This window comes from Arthrobacter sp. GW822-FHT05G07 (assembly GCF_058799755.1).
Genome location: NZ_JBXALT010000008.1, coordinates 83539 through 109223 on the forward strand (window position 1 = coordinate 83539; position 25685 = coordinate 109223).

Consider the following 25685-nt stretch of genomic DNA (forward strand, 5'->3'; position numbering starts at 1 on the left):
GATGTCGCCTGGCAACCCGTTACGGGACGCTGGACTAAGCCTCGTGCCCCTGCCTGGGCGCGGTGGCTTGCCTAAGTTCCGCGATCTCCATCCGCAGCGCCGCGATCTCCGTTACCAGATCGGCCAGCTCGGCCCTGACTGGTTCCTCCGCTGCGACAGCCTTGACTTCTGCTGCCGCTGCCACGCCTTCGGCATTCTCTTCGATTCGCTGCAGGAGCCAGGAAGCGATGGACGCTGTGACAATACCCAGAACCGCGATCCCGCTCATCATGAGGGCTGCTGCGACGATCCTGCCGATGGGAGTCACGGGGTAGAGGTCGCCATAACCCACGGTGGTGATGGTGGTGATGGCCCACCACGCGGCGTCCCCGAAGGTGACGATCTTGGCGTCGGGGGCGTTCTGCTCCACGTCCAGCACGGCCAGAGCCCCGATGAGGATCAACATCGCTGCCGCGCCTGCAACGTAGGTGGCGACGCGTCCGCGGAGGGTTTCACCAACGGTGCGTTGCAGGACGGACAGCAAAGTGACCAGCCTCAGCAACCGGAGTGGCCGGAAGAAGGGGAGCACCACGATCAGGAGTTCGTGCAGGTTCCAGAGGAACCACCGCATCCGGTCTTCGGCAAGCCAGAGGTTGACGAAGTAGTCCAATGCGAAGATTCCCCACGTGATCCAGAGGACAACCTCGAAGGGGGTTGCCTCGGCGCCGCTGATGCGACCGATAACCTGCCACGCGTAAGCCGTGAGGAAAATCAGTGCCGTGGCCATCAGGGGCCATTCGACGAGGTCCCGGTATCGCGCTTGAGTCATAGGGGAATACTAGCTACCGCGAAGGCCCTGCCTTTACTGGAGTGGATCAGGCGGCCGGCGTCTCCAGCCAGTAGCCGTCCAAGTGGTGAATCAGTTGGCGGCCCAGGCCACCCTTGAGTTGGATCCACAGCGTGCTGCGGTCATCGGTCATGCCATCGATGGTTCCCTCGATGCGGTTGCCGCGGGCATCCTGGAGGACCACGTCCTGGTGGCGGGAGAGTTCCGGCCAAACGTCGCCTTGCGGCCTGGTGGTTTGCAGTGTGCTCAAAGGTTCCCCCTTTAGGTGTTCGATCAATATGAGTTTCAGATATTGTGCATGGCTTTCATGAACCGGCGGTAAACGTTAGTGCAATCGTTGGACATAAACGGCCGTTGCGCTAAGAGCCGGGTCCACAATGCGGGCGCCATATTCCCTCCAAAGTTACCGGCGGGTAACATTGGATCATGCACCTGCTTCTTCGTACCCTCATGCTGCTGTTCACGTCATCCAAGCGCTCAAAATTGGGCGTCTGGGAAGAATCATCGCTGCCCTTGCGAGTTCTGCCCACCGACATCGACATCGCCATGCACGTCAATAACGGCATGTATTTCTCCTTGATGGACCTCGGCCGTTTCGACCTCATGGTCCGCAGCGGCATCTGGACAAGGATGCGCAAGCGGGGGTGGAGTCCGGTGGCAGCAGGGGAGACCATCGCCTTCCGCAAGTCCCTGCAACTGTGGCAGCAATACACCATCGAAAGCCGCATCATCGGGCTGGATACCAAGGCCATCTACTTTGAGCAGCGCATGGTGGTGGACGGTGAAATCTATGCCCGGGCGCACATCGCCACCCGCCTGGTCCATAAGGGCAAACCCGTCACGCAGGAAGAAATCATCGCTGAGTTCGGAGCGCCGCCGGTTGACCTGGAATTGCCCGAGTGGATCCACGAGTGGCGGGAGAACAACGCCCTCCCCGGAGCGCGTCGTCCCGCCCCGCACGTCTGGAGCTAAACCCCTACGTCGCGTCGCTGCAGCGCCACGGCTCCGAGCACAATGAGTGCTGCCGAGATGCCGTACAGGCCCGCGGCGGCTCCCCACTCAGCACCGTTGGCCACTGGGGAGTTGCCGTACGCCCAGTGGTAGGGCGACAAGTTCAGCAGCCATTCGACGTCGGGACTTTGCCGTCCCACCGCGTTGAAGACATATCCGAGAACGGCCACGGCGGCGCCGGCCGCGATCCCGTACACCTTCCGGCCGCTGAGCGCACCGGCGCAGAGCGCGGCTGTCCCGCTGAGCAGCGCCAGTGCGGCGAACAGCAGTATCGCTCCGGCGAGATGACCGACGTCGATGCTGAGTTGAGAGGGTCCGTTGAGTCCCAGCACCAGCAGGAAGACGAGCACCGAAAGCAGGGCAATACGAACCAGGATGGCCAAAGCGCGTTCGAGGACTACCTGCACTCGTGTGACGCTGTGCGCGAGCGTCAGTTCAAGCAATCCGGATTCCTCGTCGCCACCCACAGCAGCGGCGCCCCAGCCGATCGAGGCCATGGACATCAACAGGAATCCGATCAGCCCGAACATGGTGGCTTGGGTGTAGCCGGGCCCGGACGCGATTTGGTCGTAGTTCAGGGCTTTGGTCATTTCGGGCGGCAGCGCATTGATCAGGTCCTGCATCTGTGCGCTGCCTCCGATCGAGGGATACAGCGGCAGGTACAGCATGCACGCCGCCGACAAACCCAGCGCCCACGCCAACGTTGAACGCCACGAGTCGGTCAGGGCCTTGGTGAACAGGGGCAGAATCCTAGGCACGGTGCGCTCCTTCCGTGTGGCGGCCGGGTGTCCTGCCATTCCCAGCGGACTGGCCATTTTCGGCGGACTGGCCAAGCCTTGGAGGCTGACCAAGCCCTGGCGGCTGGCCGGCATAGAGAGTCAACACGGCTTCCTCCAAATCGGGTTCTTCGAGGACCAGGTCCGTGAGGTTCAACTTGGCCAGTTCCTGGACCAGCGGCTGGACGTGGCCGGACAGCGTCGCCACCGCCTCGACTGTTCCGGCAGTGTGCCCGTCGGCCTTGAGCTCCCGTACTGCCACATTGGCGACTCCCGGCACCCTGGCCAGCAGCGCGCCGACGTCGTGCGGTTCCGTCCCGGTGCTATTGAACCGTAGCTGCCGGACCGCTGCCGTCCTGAGCTCCTCCACCGTGGAAACGGTGACGATTTCACCGTCGCGGAGGATGGCCACTGCGTCGGCGGCTTGTTGTACTTCGCTGAGAACGTGCGAGCTGAGGAACACTGTAGCGCCATCATCCACGGCCTCGCGAACCATCGCATGGAACACCTGCTGGACTAACGGATCCAGTCCGCTGGTGGGTTCGTCGAGCACCAGGAGTTCAGGTTTGTGCATGAAGGCCTGCAGCAGTCCCAGCTTCTGTTTGTTCCCTTTGGAGAGCTTCCGGGTCTGGCGATCAAGATCAAGGTCCAGCCGCTCAGCGAGCTGCTTGACATGCTGAGGGTCCACGGGGCCGCTGATCGCCGCGAAGTGTTCCAGCACGCGGCGGCCGGTGGTCCGGTTTTCCAAATGCAGTTCGCCGGGAAGGTAACCGATCCTGCGGCGGAGGGCCGTACCTGCCTGCCGGGGATCCTGTCCGAGCACCGAGATGGACCCCGCGCTGGGCCGGATGATGTCCAGCAGGCAGCGCATGGTGGTGGTCTTGCCCGCACCGTTCGGCCCGATGACGCCGAATACAGTCCCTGATTCCACCGCGAAATCCAGTCCGTGCAGGACTTCCCGGGGTCCGAACTTCTTGCGCAAACCCTCGACGACGATTGCCTGGGTCACAGGGCATGCTCCCTTCCGGCGTTGCTGGTGCTTTGCTGTAATACGTCGCGGGCCGCGTCCAGGAATCGCGAGTCCGTGTAAAAGCCGTGTGTGTAAATCTCCAGGGCGGGCAAGGTGAGCTGCCGGAGAAGCTCGGGGCCGATGCCGTGGGGCTCGGGGGCTGCAGTTCTCAGTGTCCGGGAGAGGTGCCTGCCCAGCATGAGGATCGACAGGCTGTTGGAGGCGATGACGACGGCGGTGGACCGGACGTCGTCGAACTTCCGGATGGTGCCGGCCTCGATTCCGGCGTGGATGATGTCCTGGGTCTGCCGCACGACGGTGTCGAAAAAGGCGTCGCCGGCTTCCGACTCATCGCTCAGGACGCGGCGGATGTAGGCAATTTCGTCGGAGTACTGGTCCGGGTGCTTCAGGTAGTCCTGGATCAACTGCCGTGTGGATCCCGGGTCCGTTTTCTCGCGGCCTTGGGTTGCTGTTTGGGCGAGGACGTGCTGATCACAAGCCTCACGGAGCCCGGCTTTGTTGCCGAAATGGTGAATGACCAGGCCCGGACTGACACCGGCAACTGCGGCCACCGCCCTGACTGTGGCGCGGGAGAATCCGTCGCGGCCGAACAGCCCGATTGCGGCGTCGCGGATGCGGGCCCGCGTGGTGAGATCCGCTGCGTTTGAACGCATGTTTCATAGACTAAACAGCTGTTCAGTCCGGATCAAGAGAGTGCACGGTGCGCGTTTATTCCCGTTGACGCGGGAAGCGAACAGGGCGCCCCTCCACGGGACTTAGCAAGCGGTGTCGCGTACCGTGGAAGCATGGCTACAGTTGACATCACTGGAGAACAGTTCGCATCGACCATCGAGGACAACGACATTGTCCTGGTGGATTTCTGGGCTGCCTGGTGCAGCCCGTGCCGCCAGTTCGCCCCCACGTACGGGGCAGCCTCGGAGAAGCACACCGACGTCGTGTTCGCGAAGGTAGACACCGAGGCCGAGCAGCAACTCGCCGCCGAAGCCGGGATCACGTCCATACCGACGCTCATGGCATTCCGCGAAAAGGTTCTGGTCTTCTCGCAGCCGGGAGCCCTCAACGGTCCGCAGCTTGAGCAGGTCATCGAGGCCGTGAAGGGCCTGGACATGGAAGAGGTCCACGCCCACGTTGCCAAGGCGCGCGCCGAGGCCCAGGAAAACTAAGAACAAACGGCGGGCCCGAATCATCAAGGTCGCCGGAAAGCATCGAGGTCGCCGGAAAATTCCGGCGACCTCGACGTGTTTAAGGTGTTCTGGCAGTCTTGCGGCGATCAGAGCCGTTCGAGCTTGACCGGCTCGGCGAGCAGTGCGCTGAGGGACTCGTTCAGGTCCTGGACGGCGATGCCCTTGGAGTGCTTCTCCAGGAGCTCTTCGGATTCCCAGCGTTCCGTGAGGACGAGCTTTTCCTCGGTGGCTTCGGTCAGTTCGTAACGGATGCAGCCGGGCTCGTTGACGACCTCGTCGATGGCGATTTCCAGAGCGAGCTTCACGCGGAAGAATTCGCCTTCGTTGGGGATGAACGTGGCCTGCAGGTCAATGGGTGCACTCATGGCTCCAACCCTACCGGCAGGACACGGTGCTGCTGGAGGTGGTTACGGTTCTGTTGCGAGCAGTCCCTTGGTAGCGTTCCGTCATGTTGTCCTATACCGCCGGAGACACTGACGTCCCGCTGCTCGAAGAGACCATTGGCGCTAATTTTGAGCGCATCGCGTCCCGGTTTCCCTTGCGGGATGCGCTGATCGAGGCCGCTGCTACTCCAGGCGGTGACGCCCGCAGGTGGAGCTACCAGAAGCTGAACGACGACGTCGATCGCCTCGCCCGCGCGCTGCTCGCCATGGGCGTGGCCAAGGGTGAGAGGATCGGCATCTGGAGTCCCAACTGTGCCGAGTGGACCATCCTTCAGTACGCCACGGCCAAGATCGGCGCTGTGCTGGTCAACGTGAACCCGGCGTACAGGACTCACGAGCTGGAGTTCGTGGTGAAGCAGAACGGCATGAGAATGCTGGTGGCCGCACCAAGCGACAAGAACAGCGACTATGTGGGCATGGCCAGGGATGCGGCCAGCAACTGTCCCGAGCTCCGGGAGATCGTCTTCCTTCCGGGGGCGCCGGAACTGGGCCTCACCTTGGGCGTCCCGGAAGTCGACCATGAACTCACGTATGCCGAACTCCTGACCCGGGCGGACGGCGTCGGGACTTCAGCCCTGCGGGACCGCATGGGCGAACTTGACCCGTACGATCCCATCAACCTGCAGTACACCTCGGGCACCACGGGGTTCCCCAAGGGGGCCACCCTGACGCACCACAACATCCTCAACAACGGTCATTCGATCGGCCGGCTCCTGAACTACACCGAACATGACCGGGTGGTGATCCCGGTACCGTTCTACCACTGCTTCGGCATGGTGATCGGGAATCTCAACGCGCTGAGTTTCGGTGCGGCCACCATCATTCCGGGCCGCGGGTTCAACGCGTCGGCGGCGTTGGAAGCGGTGCAGGACTTCGGCGGGACATCGTTGTACGGCGTGCCCACCATGTTCATCGCTGAGCTCGCGTTACCGGATTTCGCTTCCTACGATCTCTCCACGCTGCGGACAGGAGTGATGGCCGGTTCCCTGTGTCCCATCGAAGTGATGCGCCGGGTCATCGATGAGATGCACATGGTGGATGTTGCCATTTGCTACGGCATGACGGAGACCTCGCCCGTGTCCACCATGACCCGTGCGGGGGACACGCTGGAGCAGCGGACCAGCACGGTAGGCCGGACCATGCCGCACCTTGAGAGCCGCATTATTGACCCCGGCTCCATGGAAGTTGTGGAGCGCGGTGTCATCGGCGAGCTCTGCACACGGGGCTACTCGGTGATGCAGGGCTACTGGGGCCAACCGGACAAAACCGCGGAGGCGATCGACGCCGAAGGCTGGATGCACACCGGTGACCTTGCCCGCATGGATGAGGACGGCTACCTGGTGATCGAGGGCCGCATCAAGGACATGGTGATCCGCGGCGGGGAGAACATCTACCCGCGCGAGATCGAGGAATTCCTGTACCTCCACCCGTCCATCCAGGATGTGCAGGTCATCGGCGTCCCGGACGAGAAGTACGGCGAAGAACTGATGGCGTGCATCATTCTCAAGCCCGGGTCTCCTGCCCTGACCGCCGAGGAGCTGGCGGAGTACTGTCGCGGAAAGCTGGCCCACTACAAAATCCCGCGCTACGTTGACGTCCGCGAGTCCTTCCCCATGACGGTGTCCGGCAAGGTGCGGAAGGTGGACATGCGGCAGGAAGCGGTCTCCCGGCTCCACCTCTAACTAGTTCGTGTTGCGGCTGATGGTCCGGATACCCACTACAAGTCCGACGGCGGCCGTCACCACTGCGGCCACGAGTCCCCACAGCGTGTCCATGCCGATGCGCCCGGCAAACAACTCCCGTTCAGCATTGACCAAGTAGGTCAGCGGATTGAACAGGCTGGCCACCTTCATCCACCCCGGACCGGCCTCAATGGGGAGCATGATGCCGGACAGGATCATCAGCGGGAACAGCAGGGTTTGCTGCACGCCCCAGAAGATCCATTCCTTGTTCTGCGAGACCAAGGCCAGTGCATAGGACAAAGCCCCCAGCCCAATGCCGAAGACGCCCAGGATCACCAGCCCCAACACCACGTGCAAGGGGTAGAAAACGAAACCAAAGGGGATGCAGACCACGGAGATCAGCAAGCCTTGCAACACCAGGGGAGCCCACTCCTTCAGCGCCCTGCCAATCATCAGCGAGGAACGGGACAGTGGTGTGGCCAGGATCCTTTCATAGGAACCGGTCATGAGTTCGTACTGCAGGTTTGAACCGGTCATGGAGGTGCCGAACAGTGCGATCATCACCACCACTCCGGGAAGGAACCATTGCAGCGTGGACTGCCCACCGAAGGCCGGAGCACCTACTGCAGAGCCCAGCAACGGCCCAAACAAACCCAGGAACACCAGCGGTTGGATGAGGGAGAAGATCAGTGAGAACGGATCCCGCATCGGCAGCAGCATCTCGCGCCAGAACACGAACCATGTATCGGTCACTACGCTGCGCGGTCCGCGTTTTTGGGCAGTGACACCCGGGGCAACGGCTTGTTCGATCATCAGACTTCAGCTCCTTCCCGCAGGCTGCGGCCGGTCAATTCCAGGAAAACGTCGTCCAGCGTGGGCGGTTTCAACTCCAGTGACTGGGCGGGAGCGCCGGCGTCGTGCATTTCCTTCAGCAACCCGGGAGCCAGTTGGGCGCCTTGGGCCAGCCGGAGGCGGAAGCGGACCACGCCGTCGTACGCGTTTTCCTCCATGTCGCCCTCGGCGGCGGCGCGGCCCAGCAGGCCACGCACTTCCGACGCCGAACCGGCGGCGACCTCCACTGCCAGGAGGTCACCGGCGAGGTTCGCTTTGAGCCGTGAGGCGGTGTCGTCGGCGATGATGGTCCCGTGGTCGATCACGATCACGCGCTCGGACATGGAGTCGGCCTCATCCATGTAATGGGTGGTCAGCACAATGGTGGTCCCGTGTTCCTCGCGCATGCGCATGATGTGCTCCCAGAGGTTTGCACGGTTCTGTGGATCCATGCCGGTGGAAGGTTCATCGAGGAACAGCAAGCCAGGGGAGTGCATCAGCCCGAGGGCCACGTCCATGCGTCGTCGTTGCCCGCCGGAAAGTTTGATTACTGTGCGCTTGGCCAGGTCGCTGAGGTCTAAAGATGCCATGAGGGTCTCGGCGCGGGCTTTGGCGTCTGTGGTGTTCATACCGTAGAAGCGGCCCTGCATGATCAGTTCGTCGATCACCCGGTAGCTGTGCCCGCCGCCATTGCCTTGGCCGATGTAACCGATCCGGGCACGCACGCCGGCGGGGTCCTTTTCGACGTCGACGCCGGCCACAGTGGCCGATCCCGACGTTGGTTTCAACAAAGTGGTCAGCATCCGCAGGGTGGTGGACTTGCCGGCGCCGTTCGGGCCAAGGAAGGCAACCAGTTCGCCCGGGGCGACGTGGATGTCCACGCCCTTCACGGCCTCGACGGTTTCCTTCTTAACGGTGAAGGTCTTAGTGAGCTTGTTGGTGTGGATCACGGTCACTCCAGGGACGGCTTGTGATGGCTCCTAAGCGCCACGGTATACCCGCCGGAAATGACCGTCCATGCCCCTGCGGACAGCTCCCGTCCGCAATAAAAACTCAGTGTCCGCGGTGATCCTGAACAGTCATGCGCGGCCCGAACGTGGGTTTGCGGAAGCCGCTCAAATACAGCATGCGGACCAGTCGCTGCCTCTGACCGCGCCACGGTTCCAGCAACTCGATCATGCCGGCGTCGTCTGTTTTTTGCCCAGTCAGGGCGTACCCCACATAGGCGGCCAGGTGGTAGTCGCCCACGGAAATCGAATCAGGGCAGCCGTGGGTCCGTTGGACAACTTCAGCGGCGGTCCAGATGCCGATGCCCGGAATGGTCTGCAGTTTGGCGCCGGCCTTCGCCGGGTCCAGCTCAGCAAGACGTTCAAGCGCGACGGCGGATTGCAGCGCCCGCATGACTGTGGCCGATCGTTGTGGTCCAACCCCGGCCTTGTGCCACTCCCACGAAGGGACGGACAGCCACTGCCTGGCGGTGGGAGGAACGAGGAGCCCGGCAGGGGCCTTGCCCGGGGCAGGCGTTCCGAAGCGGTACATCAAATACCGGTAGCCGCGCCTTGCCTCCAAGGTGGTGACCTTTTGCTCCAAAATGGTGGGCACCAAGGAATCAACCACCCGCCCGGTGGAGGGCAGCCGCAGAGCCAGGTTCCGGCGTCGTGCCTCTGTAACCAGCCGCGGAAGAGTGGCATGGAAGGCAGGCTCGTCGAAAGACGACCAATCGTCCTCGGCGCCCAGCAGCCTGGGCACGCCGGCCACGGCGTCCTCCGCTCCGGGTCCCCATGCCTGGGCGTCCACGAAGGAATCCACCCCCAGGCCACCTCCCGAGAGGCGGAGGGTCACCGGGCCGGAAGGAGTAGTGAAAGCCATCCAAAATCCGCTGGTGTGCGCTGCGAAGGACGGATCCGCGTTGCCGCGCATGAGCGGAAACATGGTCTGGTCCAGGCGGAAGGAACCGCCCGGATGCCACCGGACGGCCGCATCCGCCGCGGCCGCAACAACGGGCGGGGCGTCTGCGATGGTCATGTTTTTATGGTCCCACGCCCGGCTGACAATCTGCAGACAGAACCCCTTACGGCAGGCGCCGGCCGGGTCTAGACTCCGTGATGTGGCGTGGGTGGGCCGCGCCATATCCCAGGACAAATCCCAGGAACAAGGAGCGCGAATCATGGCCGCCATAGTGCATTTCGAGATTCCGACGGACAACACAGACAGGGCCAACACTTTCTACGAGAGTGCGTTCGGCTGGAACCTGAGCCCTATGCAGGGGATGGACTACACCATCGCCCTTACGGCACCTTCGGATGAGCAAACGGGTACGCCCAAGGAACCCGGAGCCATCAACGGAGCCCTGTTCCCGCGCACGGATAATCTGAAGACCCCCATCCTCACCATCGATGTGGACGATATTGATGCTGCGCTCGGACAGATCGAGTCGGCAGGTGGCAGTGTGGTCCAGGCCAAGGACGCTGTACCCACCATGGGCTGGTACGCCTACTTCAAGGACACCGAGGGCAATGTTTTGGGTGTGTGGCAGAACGACACCTCCGCAGGGACCTGAGCCCGGACTGACTCGGGTCAAGTCCCATAGCGACCACGCGGTAACTTTGTACCTATGAAGTACGCCCAGTCCGTGTTGGACCTCATCGGCAATACGCCGCTCATCAAGCTCAACCACGTCACGGAGGGGATCAAAGCCACCGTCCTCGTGAAGCTCGAATACGTCAACCCCGGCGGATCCATCAAGGACCGGATCGCCGTGAAGATGATCGAAGAAGCGGAAAAGGACGGCAGGCTCAAGCCCGGCGGAACCATCGTTGAGCCCACCTCGGGCAACACCGGAGTGGGCCTGGCGCTCGTGGCCCAGCAAAAGGGCTATAAGTGCGTTTTCGTGGTGCCGGACAAAGTGGGCGAGGACAAGCGCGCAGTCCTGCAGGCCTACGGTGCCGAGGTTGTGGTGACGCCCACGTCTGTGCCTCCCGACAGCCCGCAGAGCTACTACGGCGTTTCCGACCGACTGGTCAGGGAAATCCCGGGCGCCTTCAAGCCGGACCAGTTCTCCAACCCTGCCGCCCCCGGCAGCCACTTCGAATCGACGGGTCCGGAAATCTGGCAGGACACCGACGGCAGGGTCACGCATGTGGTCATCGGCGCCGGAACCGGTGGCACCATCACCGGCACCGGCCGCTTCCTCAAGCAGGTTTCCGCTGACCGCGCAGAGTCCGACGGCGGCCGGGTCAAGGTCATCGGCGCCGATCCGGAAGGTTCGGTCTACTCAGGCGGCACCGGCAGGCCGTATTTCGTTGAGGGCGTCGGCGAGGACATGTGGCCCGACAACTACGATCCCTCCGTACCGGACGACGTCATCGCCGTATCCGACGCTGACTCCTTCTCAATGACCCGTCGCCTCGCGCGGGAAGAGGGTCTCCTGGTGGGCGGTTCCTCGGGGATGGCCGTGGTTGCCGCACTGCAGGCAGCCAAGGACCTGGACGAATCCGCCGTCGTAGTGGTGATCCTGCCGGATTCCGGCCGCGGCTACCTCGCCAAGATTTTCAACGACCAGTGGATGCGTTCCTATGGCTTCCTTTCCGGCGGCGAAGAGGCGTCCGTGGGCGAGGTCCTCAAGTCCAAGACCGGCGAGATGCCGGACCTGGTGCACATCCACCCGAACGAGACCGTCCGCGATGTCATCAACATCATGAACGAGTTCGGCGTCTCCCACATCCCGGTCCTTTCACAGGAGCCGCCCGTGGTGATGGGCGAGGTCATGGGAGCCGTGGACGAGCGGAGCCTCACCAGCAAACTGTTCCGTGGCGAAGCCAAGCTGTCAGACAAGATCTCCGAACACATGGGGGACCGGCTCCCCGTGATCGGCTCCCTGGAAACCATTTCCGCCGCGCGGGAGCTGCTATCCGACGTCGATACCGTCATGGTGACCTTCTTGGGTGCTCCGGTGGGCATCCTGACGCGCCATGACCTCCTGGCGTACTTGAGCAACTAAGCCCGCGCGCTTGATCAAACATTCAACCGAACCAACCTTGAACGAACCTAGAGGAGCTTCCATGTCTGCCAGCAACAACGCCGGGTTCAACACGCGCGCCGTCCACGCCGGACAGGCCTTCGAGCCGGTGACCGGTGCTGTGGTGCCCCCGCTGCACTTCAGCTCTACATACGCGCAGGATGGCATCGGGAACCTGCGCTCAGGATATGAATACGGCCGCGGCGGCAACCCGACTCGCGACGCCCTCCAGGAGCAGCTCGCCGCCCTCGAAGGCGGTACCGCTGCGTTCTCCTTTGGTTCGGGCCTCGCAGCCGAGGATTCCCTGATCCGTGCCATCGCGCGCCCCGGCGACCACATCGTGCTGGGCAACGACGCCTACGGTGGCACCTACCGCCTCATCAACCGCGTCCTGGGCGACTGGGGCATCGGCAACACTCCCGTGGACATGGCCGACCTCGACGCCGTAGCCTCCGCTGTTGCAGCCAACAAAACGCGCATCGTGTGGGTGGAGACGCCGTCCAACCCGATGATGAAGATCACGGACATCGAGGCACTCGCCGCCGTAGCGCACGACGCCGGTGCCCTTCTGGTGGTGGACAACACTTTCGCGTCCCCCTACTTGCAGACCCCGCTCGCCTTGGGTGCCGATGTTGTGGTCCACTCCACTACGAAGTACATCGGCGGCCACTCCGATGTGGTTGGCGGTGCCATTGTGGTCAAGGACGCTGAGCTTGCCGAGAAGATCGGGTTCATCCAGTTCGCCGTGGGCGCCGTGTCCGGCCCGATGGACGCCTTCCTGACCACCCGTGGTTTGAAGACTTTGGGCGTCCGCATGGACCGCCACAGCGAGAACGGCCAGGCTGTGGCTGAATGGCTGCTGCAGCGTCCCGAGGTTGAAGCCGTGCTGTACCCGGGCCTCCCGGACCACCCCGGGCACGGGCTCGCCGCCAAGCAGATGAAGAAGTTCGGCGGCATGGTGTCCGTGCAGTTCAAGGGCGGCGAGGCCGCGGCACGCACCGTTGCTGAATCGACGTCGGTGTTCACGCTTGCGGAGTCCCTGGGCGGCATTGAGTCCCTCATGAACTACCCCTCGGAGATGACCCACGCTTCGGTGAAGGGTACCGAGTTGGCTGTTCCAGTCAACCTGTTGCGTCTGTCCTGCGGCATCGAAGAAGCCGAAGACCTGATCGCAGACCTGGAACAGGCTTTCGCCAAGATCGGCTAGCACCAACGAATCCGGCCCTTGTCCGCTCTCCTCACCGCTCTACGGCGAGTGGGGCGGACAAGGGCCGGATTTCTTCATGCCGGTCCTCTTGGCTAGCCGGAGATTCCTTCGCGTCCGTCTTCTTCACGGCCGGTCAGGCGGCGGCGGAACGTGGTGTCTTCGGCAGACGTGACTTCCAGGTCGTACCAACCGTTCAGGGTTTCCCAGCCGATCTTCTTAGTGTGCCCCGGCTTGAGCTTCACGTTGTCCTGGCTGTCCGCGTACTGCAGTGACTCCAGCTTCAGGGTCACGGGTTCGGTGCCGTTATTCCGCACTTCCAGCTCCACGGCCTTGTTGCCGCGGCGACCGTTCACGGTGACGTCGACGCCGGACGCTGCGCCCGCCGTCGTGCCCTTCAGTTCGTACTGGTACCGGTTAGGGCCGGTGACGACGACGTCGAAGGCGCCGGAAGCTGCGACGGGGAGGTCCACGGTCTGGTTGCCGAGGACATCGGCGTGCCGTGGCTCGGTGACCTCCCCCGCGTAGCCGTAGATGGTGAAGTGCGTGGAGCTGGTGCCGCTGTTAGCCAATGCCAGGGCAATGCTTCCGCGCTGAACCTTGGCCGAGACCTGCGGCCTGTAGGGGAGAGGGCGGGCCGGACGGGTTCCTTGTTCCTGGAGGGGAGCTACCTGGACGGCCGGGGGATTCGGGCGCCAGCGGCTGATCTTGGCGGGAACAGCGGCCGGGTGGTCCAGCGTCGGCGGAGTGCCGGGCGAAGCGAAGTTGAAGACGCCCGTCAGGTCACCGCAGACTTCCCTGCGCCACGGCGAGATGTTCGGTTCCTCCACGCCCGTCCAGCGTTCCAGGAAGCGGAGCACCGAGGTGTGGTCGAAAATTTCGGAGCTTACATAGCCGCCCACGGTCCATGGTGAAACGACGGTCATGGGCACCCGGGGCCCCAGGCCAATGGGCCGCGCCGTGGTCCAGTCAGTGGACTCGCCTGACGTTGGTCGCGGCTGGACGGGCGGTGGGACGTGGTCGAAGTAGCCGTCATTCTCGTCGAAGTTCAGGAAGATGGCGGTGCTGTCCCAGGTGTCCGGGTTGCTGGCCACAGTGTCCAGGAGTCGGTAGACGAAGTTGGCACTGCCCACCGGGGTGGAGGCGCCAGGGTGCTCGGAATCGGCCGCGGACGGCACCAGCCAGCTGACCTGCGGCAAAGTACCGCCGGTGATGTCTGCGCTGAGGCGCTCCAGGAGGGTGTCGGGACGCCCTCGCCACATGGCTTTGTCGAAGAGCGCCCTCTCGGTATCCGTGAGGGCGGCGCGGCCCTGCTCCAGCTGGGCGAGGAGGCGATCCTGTTCGGCAGGGGATTTCCCGGAGAGCTGGTCGTAGAACTCCTCGGTGGTGCGAAGGTTTCCCTCCACCGATGCGAGCATCTTGCGTCCGATCGCTTTGAATGTTTGGAAGTACTCCACTGCGTTATCGGTGAAGTTGTCCCAGTCCTGGTAGATCTTCCACGAGACGCCTGACTGTTCCAGGCGCTCAGGGTAGGTGGTCCAGCCGTAGCCGCCGTGATCGTAGCCATAGGCCGCGTTGGTCACGGCGCGCTTGGTGCTGCCCGGCTCGTTGCCCGTGGTTCCGCTCCAGAGGTAGTTGCGGTTGGGATTGGTGGAGCCGTTAACGGAGCAGTGGTAGGCGTCGCAGATGGTGAACGTATCTGCAAGCTCGTACTGCAGAGGGATGTCCTGGCGCTCGTAGAAGGTCATGGTGGAGGCGCTCTTCGCGGGAATCCATTTGTCACACCAGCCGTTGTTCCATGCCGTCGTGGTGCCGTTGAAGGAGTGGTCCAGATCGCCCAGGTACTGGATGTCGGAGCCCGGCCGGCCGGCCAGTTCCGCGGCCTTGCGAAGTGAGAACGGCAGTACGGTCTCCCCGGTCGCGCGGGGCTGTTCGAACATCGACTTGCCGTTGGGTAGCCGAGTGAAGGACTTATCGCCGTATCCCCGGACGCCTCGGAGCGAGCCGAAGTAGTGGTCGAAGGACCGGTTTTCCTGCATCAGCACAATCACGTGCTTGATGGACTGTAGGCTACCCGGCGGGACCGGCTTGGCCATCGCAGCCTGCACTGAGGGTGGCAGCAGGGATCCCGTGGCCGCAAGCGCCGTCGCTGCAGCCGCGGTACCGAGGAAGCGGCGACGGGAAAGACCGCCGCTCCTATTGGTTGAACGATTCACCAATTCAGGGTTGTTCGATGACATTCAGGGGTGCCTTTCGTGGTCAGAGTTGACTGGGCAAGCGTAGGCATGGAGGGTGAACCGCTGATGACACTGCGGCAAACCAGAGGGGTGTGTCGTTCGGTGGCCGTGGAAGTAGCATCTAGCTTTCTTTAGAGAAGTCAGCTACTTTTGAGCGCATGCCTCTTCGTTCCGACTGGTCCGCCCGCTCGTGCAGCCTCGCCCGTGGCCTGGATGTCCTCGGCGACCCTTGGGGAAGCCTGGTCCTGCGCGAAATCTTCTTCGGCAACGGCCGATTCGACGCCATTAAGCAACGCCTCGAAGTGGCCGACAACGTCCTGAGCAAACGCTTGGGTTGGCTCCTCGACGCCGGACTGCTCGCCCAGAGGCCGTACCAGGACGGCGCCAGGACACGACAGGAATACGTCCTCACGCCCAAAGGCGAGGACGCGCTGCCCGTGCTGAACGCCATCATCATCTGGGCCGAGAAACACCTGAACGCTCCCAACGAGGTCTCGCATATGCGTGTCATTCACACGGACTGCGGACAAGCCACGTCGTCTGCTGACACGTGCACCAACTGCGGCACCCGACTCACCGCGGCCAACACCAGCTGGCACAGCTTCACACGCAGCGACCATCCACTCCCACTCGCCGTTGCACCCCTTGAAACCCGAACAACAGCTGAGACCCGAACAACAGCTCCCCCCGAAATGGAGATCCCCGCATGACCGCTCCCGACGTCACAGGGACCCCGCCCGAAGAAACACGGACCCCTTCGGTAAAGACGGGCAAGCGCCCACGCCTCCACCCCGCCTGGATCGTGGCCGCGGTTGCCTTCCTTGCCTTGGTTGGAGCGGCAGGATTCCGTGCAGCCCCCGGTGTGCTCATGGTCCCGCTGCAGGAGGAATTCGGCTGGTCAACCACGGTGCTGTCCTTGGCCGTCAGCATCAACCTGGTCCTGTTCGGCTTGACGGCTCCGTTCGCCGCGGCCCTGATGGAACGCTTCGGCATCCGCAAGGTCACCTCGTTGGCTCTGTGCCTGATCGGGCTCGGCTCAGCACTGACGGTCTTCGTGAACCAGTCCTGGCAGATCCTGCTCACGTGGGGGCTGCTCATTGGACTGGGCACCGGTTCCATGGCCTTGGTCTTCGCCGCGACCATCGCCAACACCTGGTTCGCCAAGAGCCGTGGCCTGGTGATCGGCATCCTGACCGCCGGTAGTGCAGCCGGCCAGTTGGTGTTCCTGCCCTTTATTGCGGCGCTTGCCCAGAACCCGGGCTGGCGCGGTGCATCTTTGCTCATCGCAGCGGGTGCGCTCGCAGTAGTCCCGCTGGTGCTGCGCTGGCTGCGGAACTCACCGGCCGACGTCGGGGTGTTGCCTTACGGTGCCGAAGAAGCTGCAGCTGCTGAACCTGGCGCCAAAGATGAACCTGGCACCAAAGCCGCCGACGCCGGAACTACCGCGACGACGCCAGGCAAGACCGCCGCTGTGGTTGCCTCGCCAGGCTCAGGAGATTCCGCCAACGCCGCGATCCGTGCCCTGCAGGTCCTCAAGCGTGCCAGCAAAGTCCGGACGTTCTGGGCGCTGGCTGCGGGTTTCGCAATCTGTGGAGCCACCACCAACGGACTGATCGGCACGCACTTCATTCCGTCGGCGCACGATCACGGCATGCCCGAAACCACGGCGGCAGGTTTGCTGGCCGTCGTCGGAATCTTCGACATCGTGGGGACCATCGCGTCGGGTTGGCTGACTGACCGTTTCAACCCCAAAGTGCTGCTTGCTGTGTACTACCAGTTCAGGGGGATCGGACTGCTGGTGCTGCCGCTGCTGCTGGGCTCGTCCGTGGAGCCGAGCATGATCATCTTTGTTGTGGTCTACGGGCTCGACTGGGTTGCCACCGTCCCTCCCACCGCAGCTATCTGCCGCTCGGTATTCGGTGCCGATGGTTCCGTGGTGTTCGGCTGGGTATTCGCAGCCCACCAGCTCGGGGCTGCCGTGGCGGCACTCCTGGCCGGCTTCATCCGCGATGCCACCGGGCACTACAACTACGCTTGGCTGGGCGCAGCTGCCATGTGCACGGTAGCCGCGGTGATCAGCGCCACCATCCGCAAGGACGCAGCGAAGAAGGAGCCCGTGGCGGTTGCCTGACGGCGGTTGCGTGGCCCGCTCTGCGCGCTATTCGTGCTCGGAAGCGCGCAGAGCAGGCCCCGCAACGGGGGAGCCTAGCTGGTTTCGCTGATCCGGAACGTGAGCGTTCGCGCTTCCGGACGCAGCGCGTACTCCGGCCAGACGTCCGGTCCGCACGCCCTGGACCCGAGCCCGTGCTGGGAGGCATCGAGGTACAGGAAGCTGCCCTGACTGGTTGGCAATTCGTGCGGGTGTGCGGCCGCCGAGATCTCCTGCGCTGTGTGCCGGGAGAGCGTGAAACCGGGCAGGCGACCGCGGGAGTCCGGGACGGCATCGAGCTGCAGCCAAGGAGCGCCGGCCGTGTGAAGATCCAGGGAACGGACAGCACTTCGGTGTCCCGATTCCTGCGGATTGGCGTATTCCACCGAAAGCTCATCGATGCCGGCTGCGTAGCGGCCCACAAGCGTTGCGTGCATGCTGTCCGGGTACGACTCACGGGGGCCGGCGCCGAACCAGGACGCACCGTCCACTGATCCGGGCAGGTCAAAACGCACCCCGACCCGGGGCCAGATGATGTCCCATCCCGCGCTCGGAACGATGTCCAGGCGGAGCCACAGCTCACCGCCCGATAGTTGCCAGGTCTCCTCCACAGAGACCCAGTGTGCGGCGTCGGCCGCGGCGTATCGGGTACGGGTCACTACGCCGCTGTCACTGGCTGAGACTTTCTCTACCCGTGCCGTGAGCCGGTCCAATCCAGCGGCCCGCCAGACAGTTTCCATGGACGGAGCGGGAGTGCCGTTGCCGTTGTTGAGCCAAGGATCTGCGAGGTCGTAGCTGCCGCGGCCGGCGCCGGCGTCGTTGTCCGTGGGGGCCCGCCACAACTCCAGCCGCGGCCCGGACACCGGAAGCCCGCCGAGCGAGACCAGCCGGCCGTCCTCGAAGACGCCAGGGCCCAGCGATACTGTCCCGGCCCCCGATGAAGCGGCCTGCCCCACGAATGCCACGGGGCGCGGGACTGCAAGGCGCGGACGCGATTCCAGTTCCAGTTGCGCGGCAGAGATGACATGCCCGGCTTCGGCCCATACGGTGTCCTTGCGGAGCACCGCCTCCACGGTCAGCCAGTGTTCGCCACTGGCCACAGCGAACTCCGGCAACTCGACAAGCGCCGAGGCCCCTGCTGCGAGCGACGCGCCTGCTTGAGTCACGACGTCGAGCTCTCCGGAGGAACCAAGGACGCCATCCACTTCCGTACGCCAGCGCAGTACGACGTCCGATGCATCAGCCGTGTGCCGCAGGTTGGCTACGGAGACGAAACGGCGCGTGCCGCCGTCGTGGGTTTCAGTGCTGAAGCCCAAACGCAGGGGAGCGACGATCTGCTTGTACTCGAAAAGCCCCGGGCTGGGCGTGGAATCGGACAGGACCATGCCGTCCATCACGAAGTTGCCGTCGTGGACCACCTCCCCGAAGTCGCCGCCGTAGGCGAAGAACTCCGTGCCGTCGGCCGTGGTGGTGCGGATGCCGTGGTCCCGCCACTCCCAGACGAACCCTCCGTGTAGCCGCGGGTAGCGGTCCACCAGCTCCTCGTACTGATCGATGGCGCCGGGACCGTTACCCATGGCGTGGACGTATTCGCACAGGATGAACGGTTTGCTGCGCTGCCGTGCGGACTCCGCCGCGGAGCAGCCGAGCAGCAGCGAGCCGGAGTCGTCCCGACCGATCGCCTCGGTTTCCGGAACCGACGAGTACATCCGCGAGTAAACGTCCGTGTAGGCACCCGTGTAGTCGCCCTCGTAGTGGACGGGCCGGCCGGCGTCGCGGGCGTGCGTCCATGCGGACATCGCGGCGAGGTTGGAGCCCGTGCCGGACTCGTTGCCGAGCGACCACATGACGATGGACGGGTGGTTCTTGTCCCTCTCCACCGTCCGCTCCATGCGGTCAACCAGAGCTTCACGCCACGCGGGATCGTCGCTGGGATTGCCCACCCAGCCGTGCCGTTCAAAGCCGTGCGTTTCCAGGTCGCATTCCAGGATCACCCAGAAGCCCAGCTCGTCCGCGATGTCCAGCAAACGGGGATGCGGAGGGTAGTGGCTAGTGCGGATCGCGTTGACGTTGAACTGCTTCATCAAGGCGAGGTCTGCGCGGGCGAAGTCCTCGTCAAACACACGCCCGCGGTCCGGATGTGTCTCGTGCCGGTTCACGCCGTGGAACACCACGCGGCGGCCGTTCACCAGGAACTGGTCACCCTTGATCTCCACCGTTCGGAAACCCAAGCGCAGCGAAACGGTCTCGCCTTCACTTGCCACTGTTGCGTTATACAGGCGTGGAACCTCCGCGGACCAAGGTTCGACGCCGGTAATCGCCACCGGGGCGACGTCGGCAGGGGTGTTCCAGACGACGTCGACGTCGAGTTCCGGAACTGACAGCCGAACCGGGTAGGCGGCCTCGTCGGCCGTGATCTCGGGGTCAATGACGCCTGAACCGGCGGTGTAAGACGTACGCAACCAGACGTCATCGAGACCCTTCTTGGGGCGTGCCTGGAGCGTGACGTCGCGGAAGATGCCCGGCATCCACCATTGGTCCTGGTCCTCGACGTAGCTTGAGGCTGACCACTGGTGGACGCGGACAGCCAGCACGTTATGTCCGGGGCGCACGGCCTCGGTGACGTCGAATTCCTGGGCCAGCCGGCTACCGGTTCCCACGCCGATTTCGTTGCCGTTAAGCCATACCTTGTAGCGGGATTCGACGCCGTCGAACCTCAGCACGATGCGCTCTGCGTCGTCCCAGTCCCCGGGAAGATCGAAGCTTCGGCGGTAGTCGCCGGTGGGGTTCTGGTCCGGGACATGTGGTGCGTCGGTAGGGAAGGGGAACTGGACGTTGGTGTAAATGGGGCGCCCGTAGCGGCCCTCACCCTCCAGGACCCAGTGCGCCGGAACCGGGATCTGCTCCCAGCTGGAATCGTCCAAGGCTTCCTCGGCGACGCCTTCCACGGCCTCACCGGCGGGAAGGACGCCGCGACCGCCCGGGGTTCCGGGAGCGCCGGGGAGAAGCCGGAAACGCCACTGGCCGTTGAGGGAGGATGTTGGCGCGTCTGTGTGCAGCCAGGAACGGGCCGGGAGTCTCTTTCCGGTGCCGGGACCGGTGTCTTTGATGTAGTGGGAGTTGATGGTCATTACTTAACGGCTCCTTCTGTCAGTCCACCGCGCCAGAAGCGCTGCAGGACAACCATGGCGATGCTGAGCGGAATAATGGAAAGCAGCACGCCGCCGGTAGTCAGTTCATAGAATTCGGGCAAACGGTCAACCTGGCTGAGCCAGTTGTTCAGGCCGAGGGTGATGGGGTAAAGCTCGGAATCGGACAGCATGACCAGCGGCAGGAAGTAGTTGTTCCAGATGCCCACCAGCTGGAACAGGAACACGGTGACCAGCGCCGGCGTCAGAACCTTGAGCCCAATGGTGTGGAAGATGCGGAGCTCTCCCGCGCCGTCGATCCTGGCGGCCTCGATCAGCGAGGTATCCACAGTGGCCTGGGCGTAGATGCGGCAGAGGAACAGGCCGAACGGCGAGACAAGCGAGGGGAGCAGGACACTCCAGTACGTGTTGGCCAGGCCCATCTGGCTGAACAGCAGGAAAAGCGGCAAGGCCGTGGCTGTGCCGGGAACCAGCACGCCGCCCAGGATGGTGCCGAACACCAGATTGCGTCCCTTGAACTCATACTTGGCCAAGGCATAGCCACCGGCCGCCGCAAAATACGTGGCCAGAAGCGCGCCGACGCCGGCGTAGATCGCCGAATTCAGGAACCAACGGCCAAAAATGCCGTCGTCGTAGCTGACCACACGGCCGATGTTTTCCCACAAAGAGAACGTGGGGGCGAACCAGAAGCCATTGGTGGAGAAGAGGTCTTCCGTGGACTTCGTGGAGGCAACGAAGACCCAATACACGGGGATCAGGAAGTACAAGGCGACCACCACCAACAGTGCGGTGACAATGATGGTGGACGACCGCCGTCGTCCGGCTGAGCGGTCCGGGCCTGCCGAAGCTTTGCTGCGGACGGGCGTGGTGGTTGGCTTCGTGGCTGTGGCGGTCATGAGGACTTCCTGTTCGTCAGTGCGAGGAAGGCGAAGGAAAGGGCAAACGCGGCCACGGCGATGATGACCGACTGGGCTGCCGCGACGTTGTAGTCGTTGTAGGCAAAAGCAGTTGTGTAGGCGCTGAGGTTCGGCGTGTATTGGCTGTCGATTGCCGGCGCCACCGTCTTGAGGACCTGGGCCTCAGCGAAGAGCTGCAGCGTTCCGATGATGGAGAACACCGTGGTGAGCATGAGGGCCGGACGGATCAGGGGGAGTTGGATGCTCCGGGCAACGCGCCAGGTGGAGGCACCATCCACCTTGGCGGCCTCGTAGAGTTCCACCGGGATGGCTTTCAGCTGGGCCACGATAATCAGCATGTTGTAGCCCGTGTAACTCCATGTGACGATGTTCGCGATGGACCACAGCACGCTGTTCGCGCCGAGGAAATCCGGGGTCAGGCCCACAACCTTCGCGACGTCAAACAACGGGCTGAGCCCGGGCACGTACAGGAAGGACCAGAGGATGGTGGCGATAACTCCCGGTACGCCGTAGGGGAGGAAGTAGGCGGCACGGAAGAAGCCCGGCCATTTTGCCGACGCCGATTCGAGCATGAGAGCCAACGCGGTGCACAGGACGATCATGACGGGCACCTGGACCACACCGAACAACAGCATTCGGCCAATGGATGCCACGAAGCTGCCGTCGGCCAGGGCCTGGGCGTAGTTGCTGAACCCTGCGAATTCGCTGGTCACCCCGGCCTCGCCGAACAGTCCGCTGCGGGTCACCTTGGTGAAGCTGGACATGATGGCCACAACAATGGGCAGCAGGAAGGTGAGGACGAAGAGTCCCAGGAATGGGGCGAGCAGGAGCCAAGGTGCGCGTGCGGCAGCGCCGTTTCGCTTGCCGGGGCGGCCTGGTGCGGCGGGGCGCTGCACGGTGGGTTCGGTGCGGGTGGTCGTCATGCCGTTTCCTTCCGGATGCTGAGGCCCTTGTTCTTGAAAACGGTCATGATCTGCTGCTCCGAATCAGCAACGGAGTCCACCAATGTGGTCCCGAAGGCCTTCTTGCGGAAGCCGTCGCTGAGGATGTTGAAGGACTGCTGGGTTACCGGCCACCAGGACCAGTCAGGGTTCTGCTGTTTGGTAGCGGGGACGAAAACTTCCTCGTTGTAGCGTTGGCCGCCGAAAAATGCCGAGGGTTGCTGCCGCTCCGTGCCGATGAAATCGGGGTTGGGTGACCAGCCGATGCCGCTGTGTTTGATCTGGGCGTCGATTCCTTCTGTGGACGTGGTCAGCCACACAGCGAATTCGACTGCTTCTTTGGGGTGTTTGCTGTTGGCCAGGACTGCTGCCGTGGAACCGCCGAGGTAGCTTGAGCCGAAGCCAGTATCACCCCAGGTGGGCATCGGTGCTGCGAGCCACTTTCCTTCGGAGCCGCTGACACCCTGAACCAGAGCATCACCCCAGCTGCCGGTTATGGTCGAGGCAATGCCGCCCTTGCTGGCAGCTGCAAACCAGCCCGGGGAGAAGGCGCCGTACGCTGTGGTGACGAGGTCGTCGTCGATCGCTTTGTCGAAGAAACGCGCGGTGTTGAGCGTGGCGTCGTCCGTCATGTTGATGACCCAGCCGTCTTCCTCGGGGCGCAGCCACTGCGCGCCGGCCTGCGCCGCGAAAGAGGCAAACGGAGAGGCGTCACTGATGGGGAAGCAGTCCAGGTAGCTGTCCACGGAGCGAAGTTCGACGGCCAGCGCAGCCCATTCGTCCCAGGTTTTAGGAGCGGCTCCGCCCACCTTGTCCAGGATGGCCGGTTGGTAGAACATGCCCATGGGGCCGGCGTCCTGGGGGATGCCGTAGACACCCCCGGTGTAACTGACCTGCTTCCACAAGGTGGGGTCGTATAAGTGGGCGTGATCATCGGCGCCGTAGCGGGACACATCAACCAGGCCATTTACGAGCATGAACTCCGGGATGGAGCGGAACTCCACCTGGGCCAGGTCCGGTCCGCCTCCTGCTGCCAGGGCCGAGTAGAGCTTCTGATATCCGCCGGAGTTGCCGCCCGGAATCCACACCACGTCCACGTGGATGTTCGGATTGGCTGCATTCCAGACGTCGGCAACTTTCTGGAAATCCTTGAGCCAAGCCCAGTAGGTAAGTCGCACGGGCTCGCCGGCGGCGGGGATGGTCGGCGCAGCGTTGACGGACTGTGTTCCTGGAGTTGCGCACCCGGTCAGCAGGCCCATGGCTGCTGTTCCCAGGCCTGCGCCCAGGAGTTGTCTTCGCGTGAATGGGGTCATTAGCCTTCACCTCTTCGTGTCAGGTTGACGATGCCGCGCGCTTGGATTCGTAGGTCCGGCCGTGGCAAGTGTGACAACGGTAACAGAAAATTCGAGTGGGTACTCGAATTTCGCAAAGAGGGTTCCAAGACGCATGTACACTGGCTTGCCATGACCACAAAGGACGTGGGCCGCGCAGCGAGGCGGGGTCCGTACGCGAAATCCGAAGAACGGCGCCGGACCATTCTGGACGCCGCCCATGAGGTGTTTGCTGCCCACGGCTACCGTGGTGGATCACTGCAGGACGTTGCCGATCGGGTGGGGCTAAGCCAAACCAGCCTGCTGCACTATTTCCCTTCCAAACGCGATCTCCTGATGGCAGTCCTGGAGCGCCGCGACGAAATCACGGGCGACGCCTTTCCGGACGACATGGAAGAAGGCCTGGTTGACTCGGTGATCCGGACGGCGCTCTTCAACGAAAACATCCCGGGCGTGGTTGAGTTGTACACCGTTCTGTCCGCGGAGTCGGTCACCGATTCGCACCCAGGACGGGTCTACTTCACCGAACGATTCGAACGTCTCCGAAAGAGCTACGCGCGGCGGTTTGCCGAGCTGGCCGCAGAGGGCAGGCTCCGCCCCGGGGTCGATCCTGGTGAAGCTGCCATGTCCCTGGTTGCCCTGTGGGACGGGCTTCAAACGCAATGGCTGCTGGCCCCCGGCGAGGTGGACGTGGTCAAGGGCCTGCGTGGCTATTTCAAGCTGCTGGTGCTCCCGGAACCCGGACCCAACGAGGGACAGCCCGGGACTCAGTCTGGCTAGCCGCGGAAAGCCCCGATGCCCGTGATGTGTTGCCCCAGGATCAGGGTGTGCACCTCATCTGTGCCCTCGTACGTCCGCACCGACTCAAGGTTGTTGGCGTGGCGCAGCGGTGAGTAATCCAGCGTGACACCGTTGCCGCCCAGGATGGTGCGGGCCTCACGGGCGATCTTGATGGCCTCGCGGACGTTGTTCAGCTTGCCCAAGGAAATCTGCTGGGGTTGAAGATGACCGGCGTCCTTCAACCGGCCCAGGTGAAGGGCCAGCATGGTGCCCTTCTGGATCTCCACCAGCATGTTCACCAGTTTCTCCTGCGTCAGCTGGTAACCGGCCAAGGGGCGGCCGAACTGGAGTCGGTTCCCTGCGTACTCCAGCGCAGCTTCGTAGGAGTCCCGGGCAGCTCCCATGGCTCCCCACGCGATGCCGTAGCGTGCCTCGTTGAGGCACGAGAACGGTCCCTTAAGTCCCATGGCACCCGGGAGGACGGCCTCAGGACCCAGCCTCACGCCGTCGAACTTCACATCGCACTGAATGGACGCACGCATGGAGAGCTTCGGCTCGATAGGCGTCGCGGTCACCCCGGATGTTCCGGCGGGAACCAGGAACCCGCGGATTCCGTCCTCGGTTTTGGCCCACACCACCATGACGTCCGCGATGGACGCGAGGCCGATCCAACGTTTGACACCTTCCAGGACCCAACCGTCGGCCGTTTCGCGGGCAAAGGTGGTCATGGATGACGGGTCCGACCCCGCCGTCGGCTCCGTAAGGGCGAAGCAACCAATCAGTTCGCCGGCCGCCATCCGTGGCAGCCACTGCTCTTTCTGCGCCTCCGAGCCCCACTTGTGGATCGCCGTCATGGCAAGGGAGCCCTGCACCGAAACGAAGGTGCGGATCCCCGAATCACCCGCCTCCAGTTCCATCGCTGCAAGACCATATTCAACGGCGGTCCGGCCGGGACAGCCGTAACCGTCCAGGTGCATGCCCAGGACACCGAGCTCGCCCAACTCCGGGGCGAGCTCGCGCGGGAAATGAGCGTCCTCGTACCACCGGGCGATGTTGGGTCGGATCCGTTGCGCGGTGTAGTCGCGGACCCGGTCGCGCAGGGCAAGCTCGTCCGCGGTCAGCAGAGAATCGAGGGCAAGGACGTCGGAGGTGTTCGTCATTGAATCGCTCATTCCA

24 protein-coding genes are annotated in these 25685 nt (G+C 63.5%); 9 read left to right on the forward strand and 15 right to left on the reverse strand.

Going from position 1 to position 25685, the window contains the following annotated elements:
• Nucleotides 1-34: 34 nt before the first annotated feature.
• Both AC1RJY_RS14840 and AC1RJY_RS14845 read right to left on the reverse strand, forming a co-directional pair.
• Nucleotides 35-808, reverse strand: coding sequence for a potassium channel family protein (locus AC1RJY_RS14840; RefSeq protein WP_011775688.1), 774 nt, complete (start codon nt 806-808; stop codon nt 35-37).
• Between the two features lie 46 nt (nt 809-854).
• Nucleotides 855-1076: a hypothetical protein gene (locus tag AC1RJY_RS14845; RefSeq protein ID WP_011775687.1), complete on the reverse strand. Its 222-nt coding sequence runs from the start codon at nt 1074-1076 to the stop codon at nt 855-857.
• Nucleotides 1077-1252: 176 nt separating this feature from the next.
• Between AC1RJY_RS14845 and AC1RJY_RS14850 the strand changes: the two genes are divergently transcribed.
• Nucleotides 1253-1798, forward strand: coding sequence for an acyl-CoA thioesterase (locus tag AC1RJY_RS14850; protein ID WP_498602625.1), 546 nt, complete (start codon nt 1253-1255; stop codon nt 1796-1798).
• On the opposite strand, the gene AC1RJY_RS14855 is transcribed toward AC1RJY_RS14850, so the two are convergent.
• From AC1RJY_RS14855 to AC1RJY_RS14865, 3 genes are read right to left on the reverse strand one after another with little or no spacing between them, the layout of a single operon-like run.
• Nucleotides 1795-2595 (reverse strand): ABC transporter permease subunit, encoded by an 801-nt coding sequence (locus AC1RJY_RS14855; RefSeq protein WP_498602626.1) that lies wholly within the window; start codon nt 2593-2595, stop codon nt 1795-1797. The genes AC1RJY_RS14850 and AC1RJY_RS14855 overlap by 4 nt on opposite strands.
• Entirely contained in the window at nt 2588-3622 is a 1035-nt protein-coding gene (locus tag AC1RJY_RS14860) for an ABC transporter ATP-binding protein (protein ID WP_498602627.1), read from the reverse strand. Before AC1RJY_RS14860 ends, AC1RJY_RS14855 begins: the two co-directional genes overlap by 8 nt.
• Nucleotides 3619-4296: a TetR/AcrR family transcriptional regulator gene (locus AC1RJY_RS14865; RefSeq protein WP_498602628.1), complete on the reverse strand. Its 678-nt coding sequence runs from the start codon at nt 4294-4296 to the stop codon at nt 3619-3621. The genes AC1RJY_RS14860 and AC1RJY_RS14865 overlap by 4 nt, the downstream gene beginning before the upstream one ends.
• 132 nt (nt 4297-4428) lie before the next feature.
• On the opposite strand from AC1RJY_RS14865, the gene AC1RJY_RS14870 reads away from it, so the two are divergent.
• Entirely contained in the window at nt 4429-4806 is a 378-nt protein-coding gene (locus tag AC1RJY_RS14870) for a thioredoxin family protein (RefSeq protein ID WP_011775683.1), read from the forward strand.
• A gap of 107 nt (nt 4807-4913) precedes the next feature.
• Here the strand turns inward: AC1RJY_RS14870 and AC1RJY_RS14875 are convergent, their stop codons facing one another.
• Complete coding sequence (locus AC1RJY_RS14875) at nt 4914-5192, reverse strand: putative quinol monooxygenase (RefSeq protein ID WP_011775682.1); 279 nt, start codon at nt 5190-5192, stop codon at nt 4914-4916.
• 83 nt (nt 5193-5275) lie between these two features.
• Here AC1RJY_RS14875 and AC1RJY_RS14880 point away from each other — a divergent pair, with 83 nt between their 5' ends.
• On the forward strand, nt 5276-6952 hold the full coding sequence (locus AC1RJY_RS14880; protein ID WP_498602629.1) for an AMP-binding protein: 1677 nt from the start codon (nt 5276-5278) through the stop codon (nt 6950-6952).
• Here AC1RJY_RS14880 and AC1RJY_RS14885 read toward each other — a convergent pair whose 3' ends face one another.
• The 3 genes from AC1RJY_RS14885 to AC1RJY_RS14895 form a co-directional block, all read right to left on the reverse strand.
• Nucleotides 6953-7765, reverse strand: a complete 813-nt coding sequence (locus tag AC1RJY_RS14885; RefSeq protein ID WP_210063507.1) for an ABC transporter permease — start codon at nt 7763-7765, stop codon at nt 6953-6955.
• The gene (locus AC1RJY_RS14890) at nt 7765-8733 is read right to left on the reverse strand and encodes an ATP-binding cassette domain-containing protein (RefSeq protein WP_374100528.1); all 969 of its coding nucleotides are present in this window, start codon (nt 8731-8733) and stop codon (nt 7765-7767) included. Before AC1RJY_RS14890 ends, AC1RJY_RS14885 begins: the two co-directional genes overlap by 1 nt.
• A 103-nt stretch (nt 8734-8836) precedes the next feature.
• Nucleotides 8837-9808: a DNA-3-methyladenine glycosylase family protein gene (locus AC1RJY_RS14895; RefSeq protein ID WP_011775678.1), complete on the reverse strand. Its 972-nt coding sequence runs from the start codon at nt 9806-9808 to the stop codon at nt 8837-8839.
• A gap of 142 nt (nt 9809-9950) precedes the next feature.
• On the opposite strand from AC1RJY_RS14895, the gene AC1RJY_RS14900 reads away from it, so the two are divergent.
• The 3 genes from AC1RJY_RS14900 (at nt 9951) to AC1RJY_RS14910 (ending at nt 13008) form a co-directional block, all read left to right on the forward strand.
• Entirely contained in the window at nt 9951-10343 is a 393-nt protein-coding gene (locus AC1RJY_RS14900; RefSeq protein WP_011775677.1) for a VOC family protein, read from the forward strand.
• 54 nt (nt 10344-10397) lie between these two features.
• The gene (locus AC1RJY_RS14905) at nt 10398-11783 is read left to right on the forward strand and encodes a cystathionine beta-synthase (protein ID WP_014922442.1); all 1386 of its coding nucleotides are present in this window, start codon (nt 10398-10400) and stop codon (nt 11781-11783) included.
• A gap of 61 nt (nt 11784-11844) precedes the next feature.
• Nucleotides 11845-13008, forward strand: a complete 1164-nt coding sequence (locus AC1RJY_RS14910; protein ID WP_498602630.1) for a cystathionine gamma-synthase — start codon at nt 11845-11847, stop codon at nt 13006-13008.
• A gap of 92 nt (nt 13009-13100) precedes the next feature.
• Here the strand turns inward: AC1RJY_RS14910 and AC1RJY_RS14915 are convergent, their stop codons facing one another.
• The gene (locus AC1RJY_RS14915; protein ID WP_498602631.1) at nt 13101-15245 is read right to left on the reverse strand and encodes a phosphocholine-specific phospholipase C; all 2145 of its coding nucleotides are present in this window, start codon (nt 15243-15245) and stop codon (nt 13101-13103) included.
• Between the two features lie 155 nt (nt 15246-15400).
• On the opposite strand from AC1RJY_RS14915, the gene AC1RJY_RS14920 reads away from it, so the two are divergent.
• Together AC1RJY_RS14920 and AC1RJY_RS14925 are read left to right on the forward strand one after the other, a co-directional pair.
• Complete coding sequence (locus AC1RJY_RS14920) at nt 15401-15952, forward strand: winged helix-turn-helix transcriptional regulator (protein WP_498602632.1); 552 nt, start codon at nt 15401-15403, stop codon at nt 15950-15952.
• Nucleotides 15949-17373 (forward strand): MFS transporter, encoded by a 1425-nt coding sequence (locus tag AC1RJY_RS14925; protein WP_014922439.1) that lies wholly within the window; start codon nt 15949-15951, stop codon nt 17371-17373. Before AC1RJY_RS14920 ends, AC1RJY_RS14925 begins: the two co-directional genes overlap by 4 nt.
• Nucleotides 17374-17447: 74 nt before the next feature.
• Here AC1RJY_RS14925 and AC1RJY_RS14930 read toward each other — a convergent pair whose 3' ends face one another.
• Genes AC1RJY_RS14930 through AC1RJY_RS14945 form a run of 4 tightly spaced genes read right to left on the reverse strand, consistent with a single transcriptional unit; the run spans nt 17448 to nt 23711 of the window.
• Nucleotides 17448-20522, reverse strand: a complete 3075-nt coding sequence (locus tag AC1RJY_RS14930; protein WP_498602633.1) for a glycoside hydrolase family 2 TIM barrel-domain containing protein — start codon at nt 20520-20522, stop codon at nt 17448-17450.
• Nucleotides 20522-21436 (reverse strand): carbohydrate ABC transporter permease, encoded by a 915-nt coding sequence (locus AC1RJY_RS14935; protein ID WP_011775671.1) that lies wholly within the window; start codon nt 21434-21436, stop codon nt 20522-20524. Before AC1RJY_RS14935 ends, AC1RJY_RS14930 begins: the two co-directional genes overlap by 1 nt.
• Complete coding sequence (locus AC1RJY_RS14940; protein WP_498602634.1) at nt 21433-22380, reverse strand: carbohydrate ABC transporter permease; 948 nt, start codon at nt 22378-22380, stop codon at nt 21433-21435. Before AC1RJY_RS14940 ends, AC1RJY_RS14935 begins: the two co-directional genes overlap by 4 nt.
• Nucleotides 22377-23711, reverse strand: a complete 1335-nt coding sequence (locus tag AC1RJY_RS14945) for an ABC transporter substrate-binding protein (protein WP_011775669.1) — start codon at nt 23709-23711, stop codon at nt 22377-22379. The genes AC1RJY_RS14940 and AC1RJY_RS14945 overlap by 4 nt, the downstream gene beginning before the upstream one ends.
• Nucleotides 23712-23861: 150 nt before the next feature.
• Here AC1RJY_RS14945 and AC1RJY_RS14950 point away from each other — a divergent pair, with 150 nt between their 5' ends.
• Complete coding sequence (locus tag AC1RJY_RS14950) at nt 23862-24509, forward strand: TetR/AcrR family transcriptional regulator (RefSeq protein ID WP_498602635.1); 648 nt, start codon at nt 23862-23864, stop codon at nt 24507-24509.
• Here the strand turns inward: AC1RJY_RS14950 and AC1RJY_RS14955 are convergent.
• Nucleotides 24506-25681: an acyl-CoA dehydrogenase family protein gene (locus tag AC1RJY_RS14955; RefSeq protein ID WP_498602636.1), complete on the reverse strand. Its 1176-nt coding sequence runs from the start codon at nt 25679-25681 to the stop codon at nt 24506-24508. The two genes, AC1RJY_RS14950 and AC1RJY_RS14955, sit on opposite strands and share 4 nt — an antisense overlap.
• Nucleotides 25682-25685: the final 4 nt, after the last annotated feature.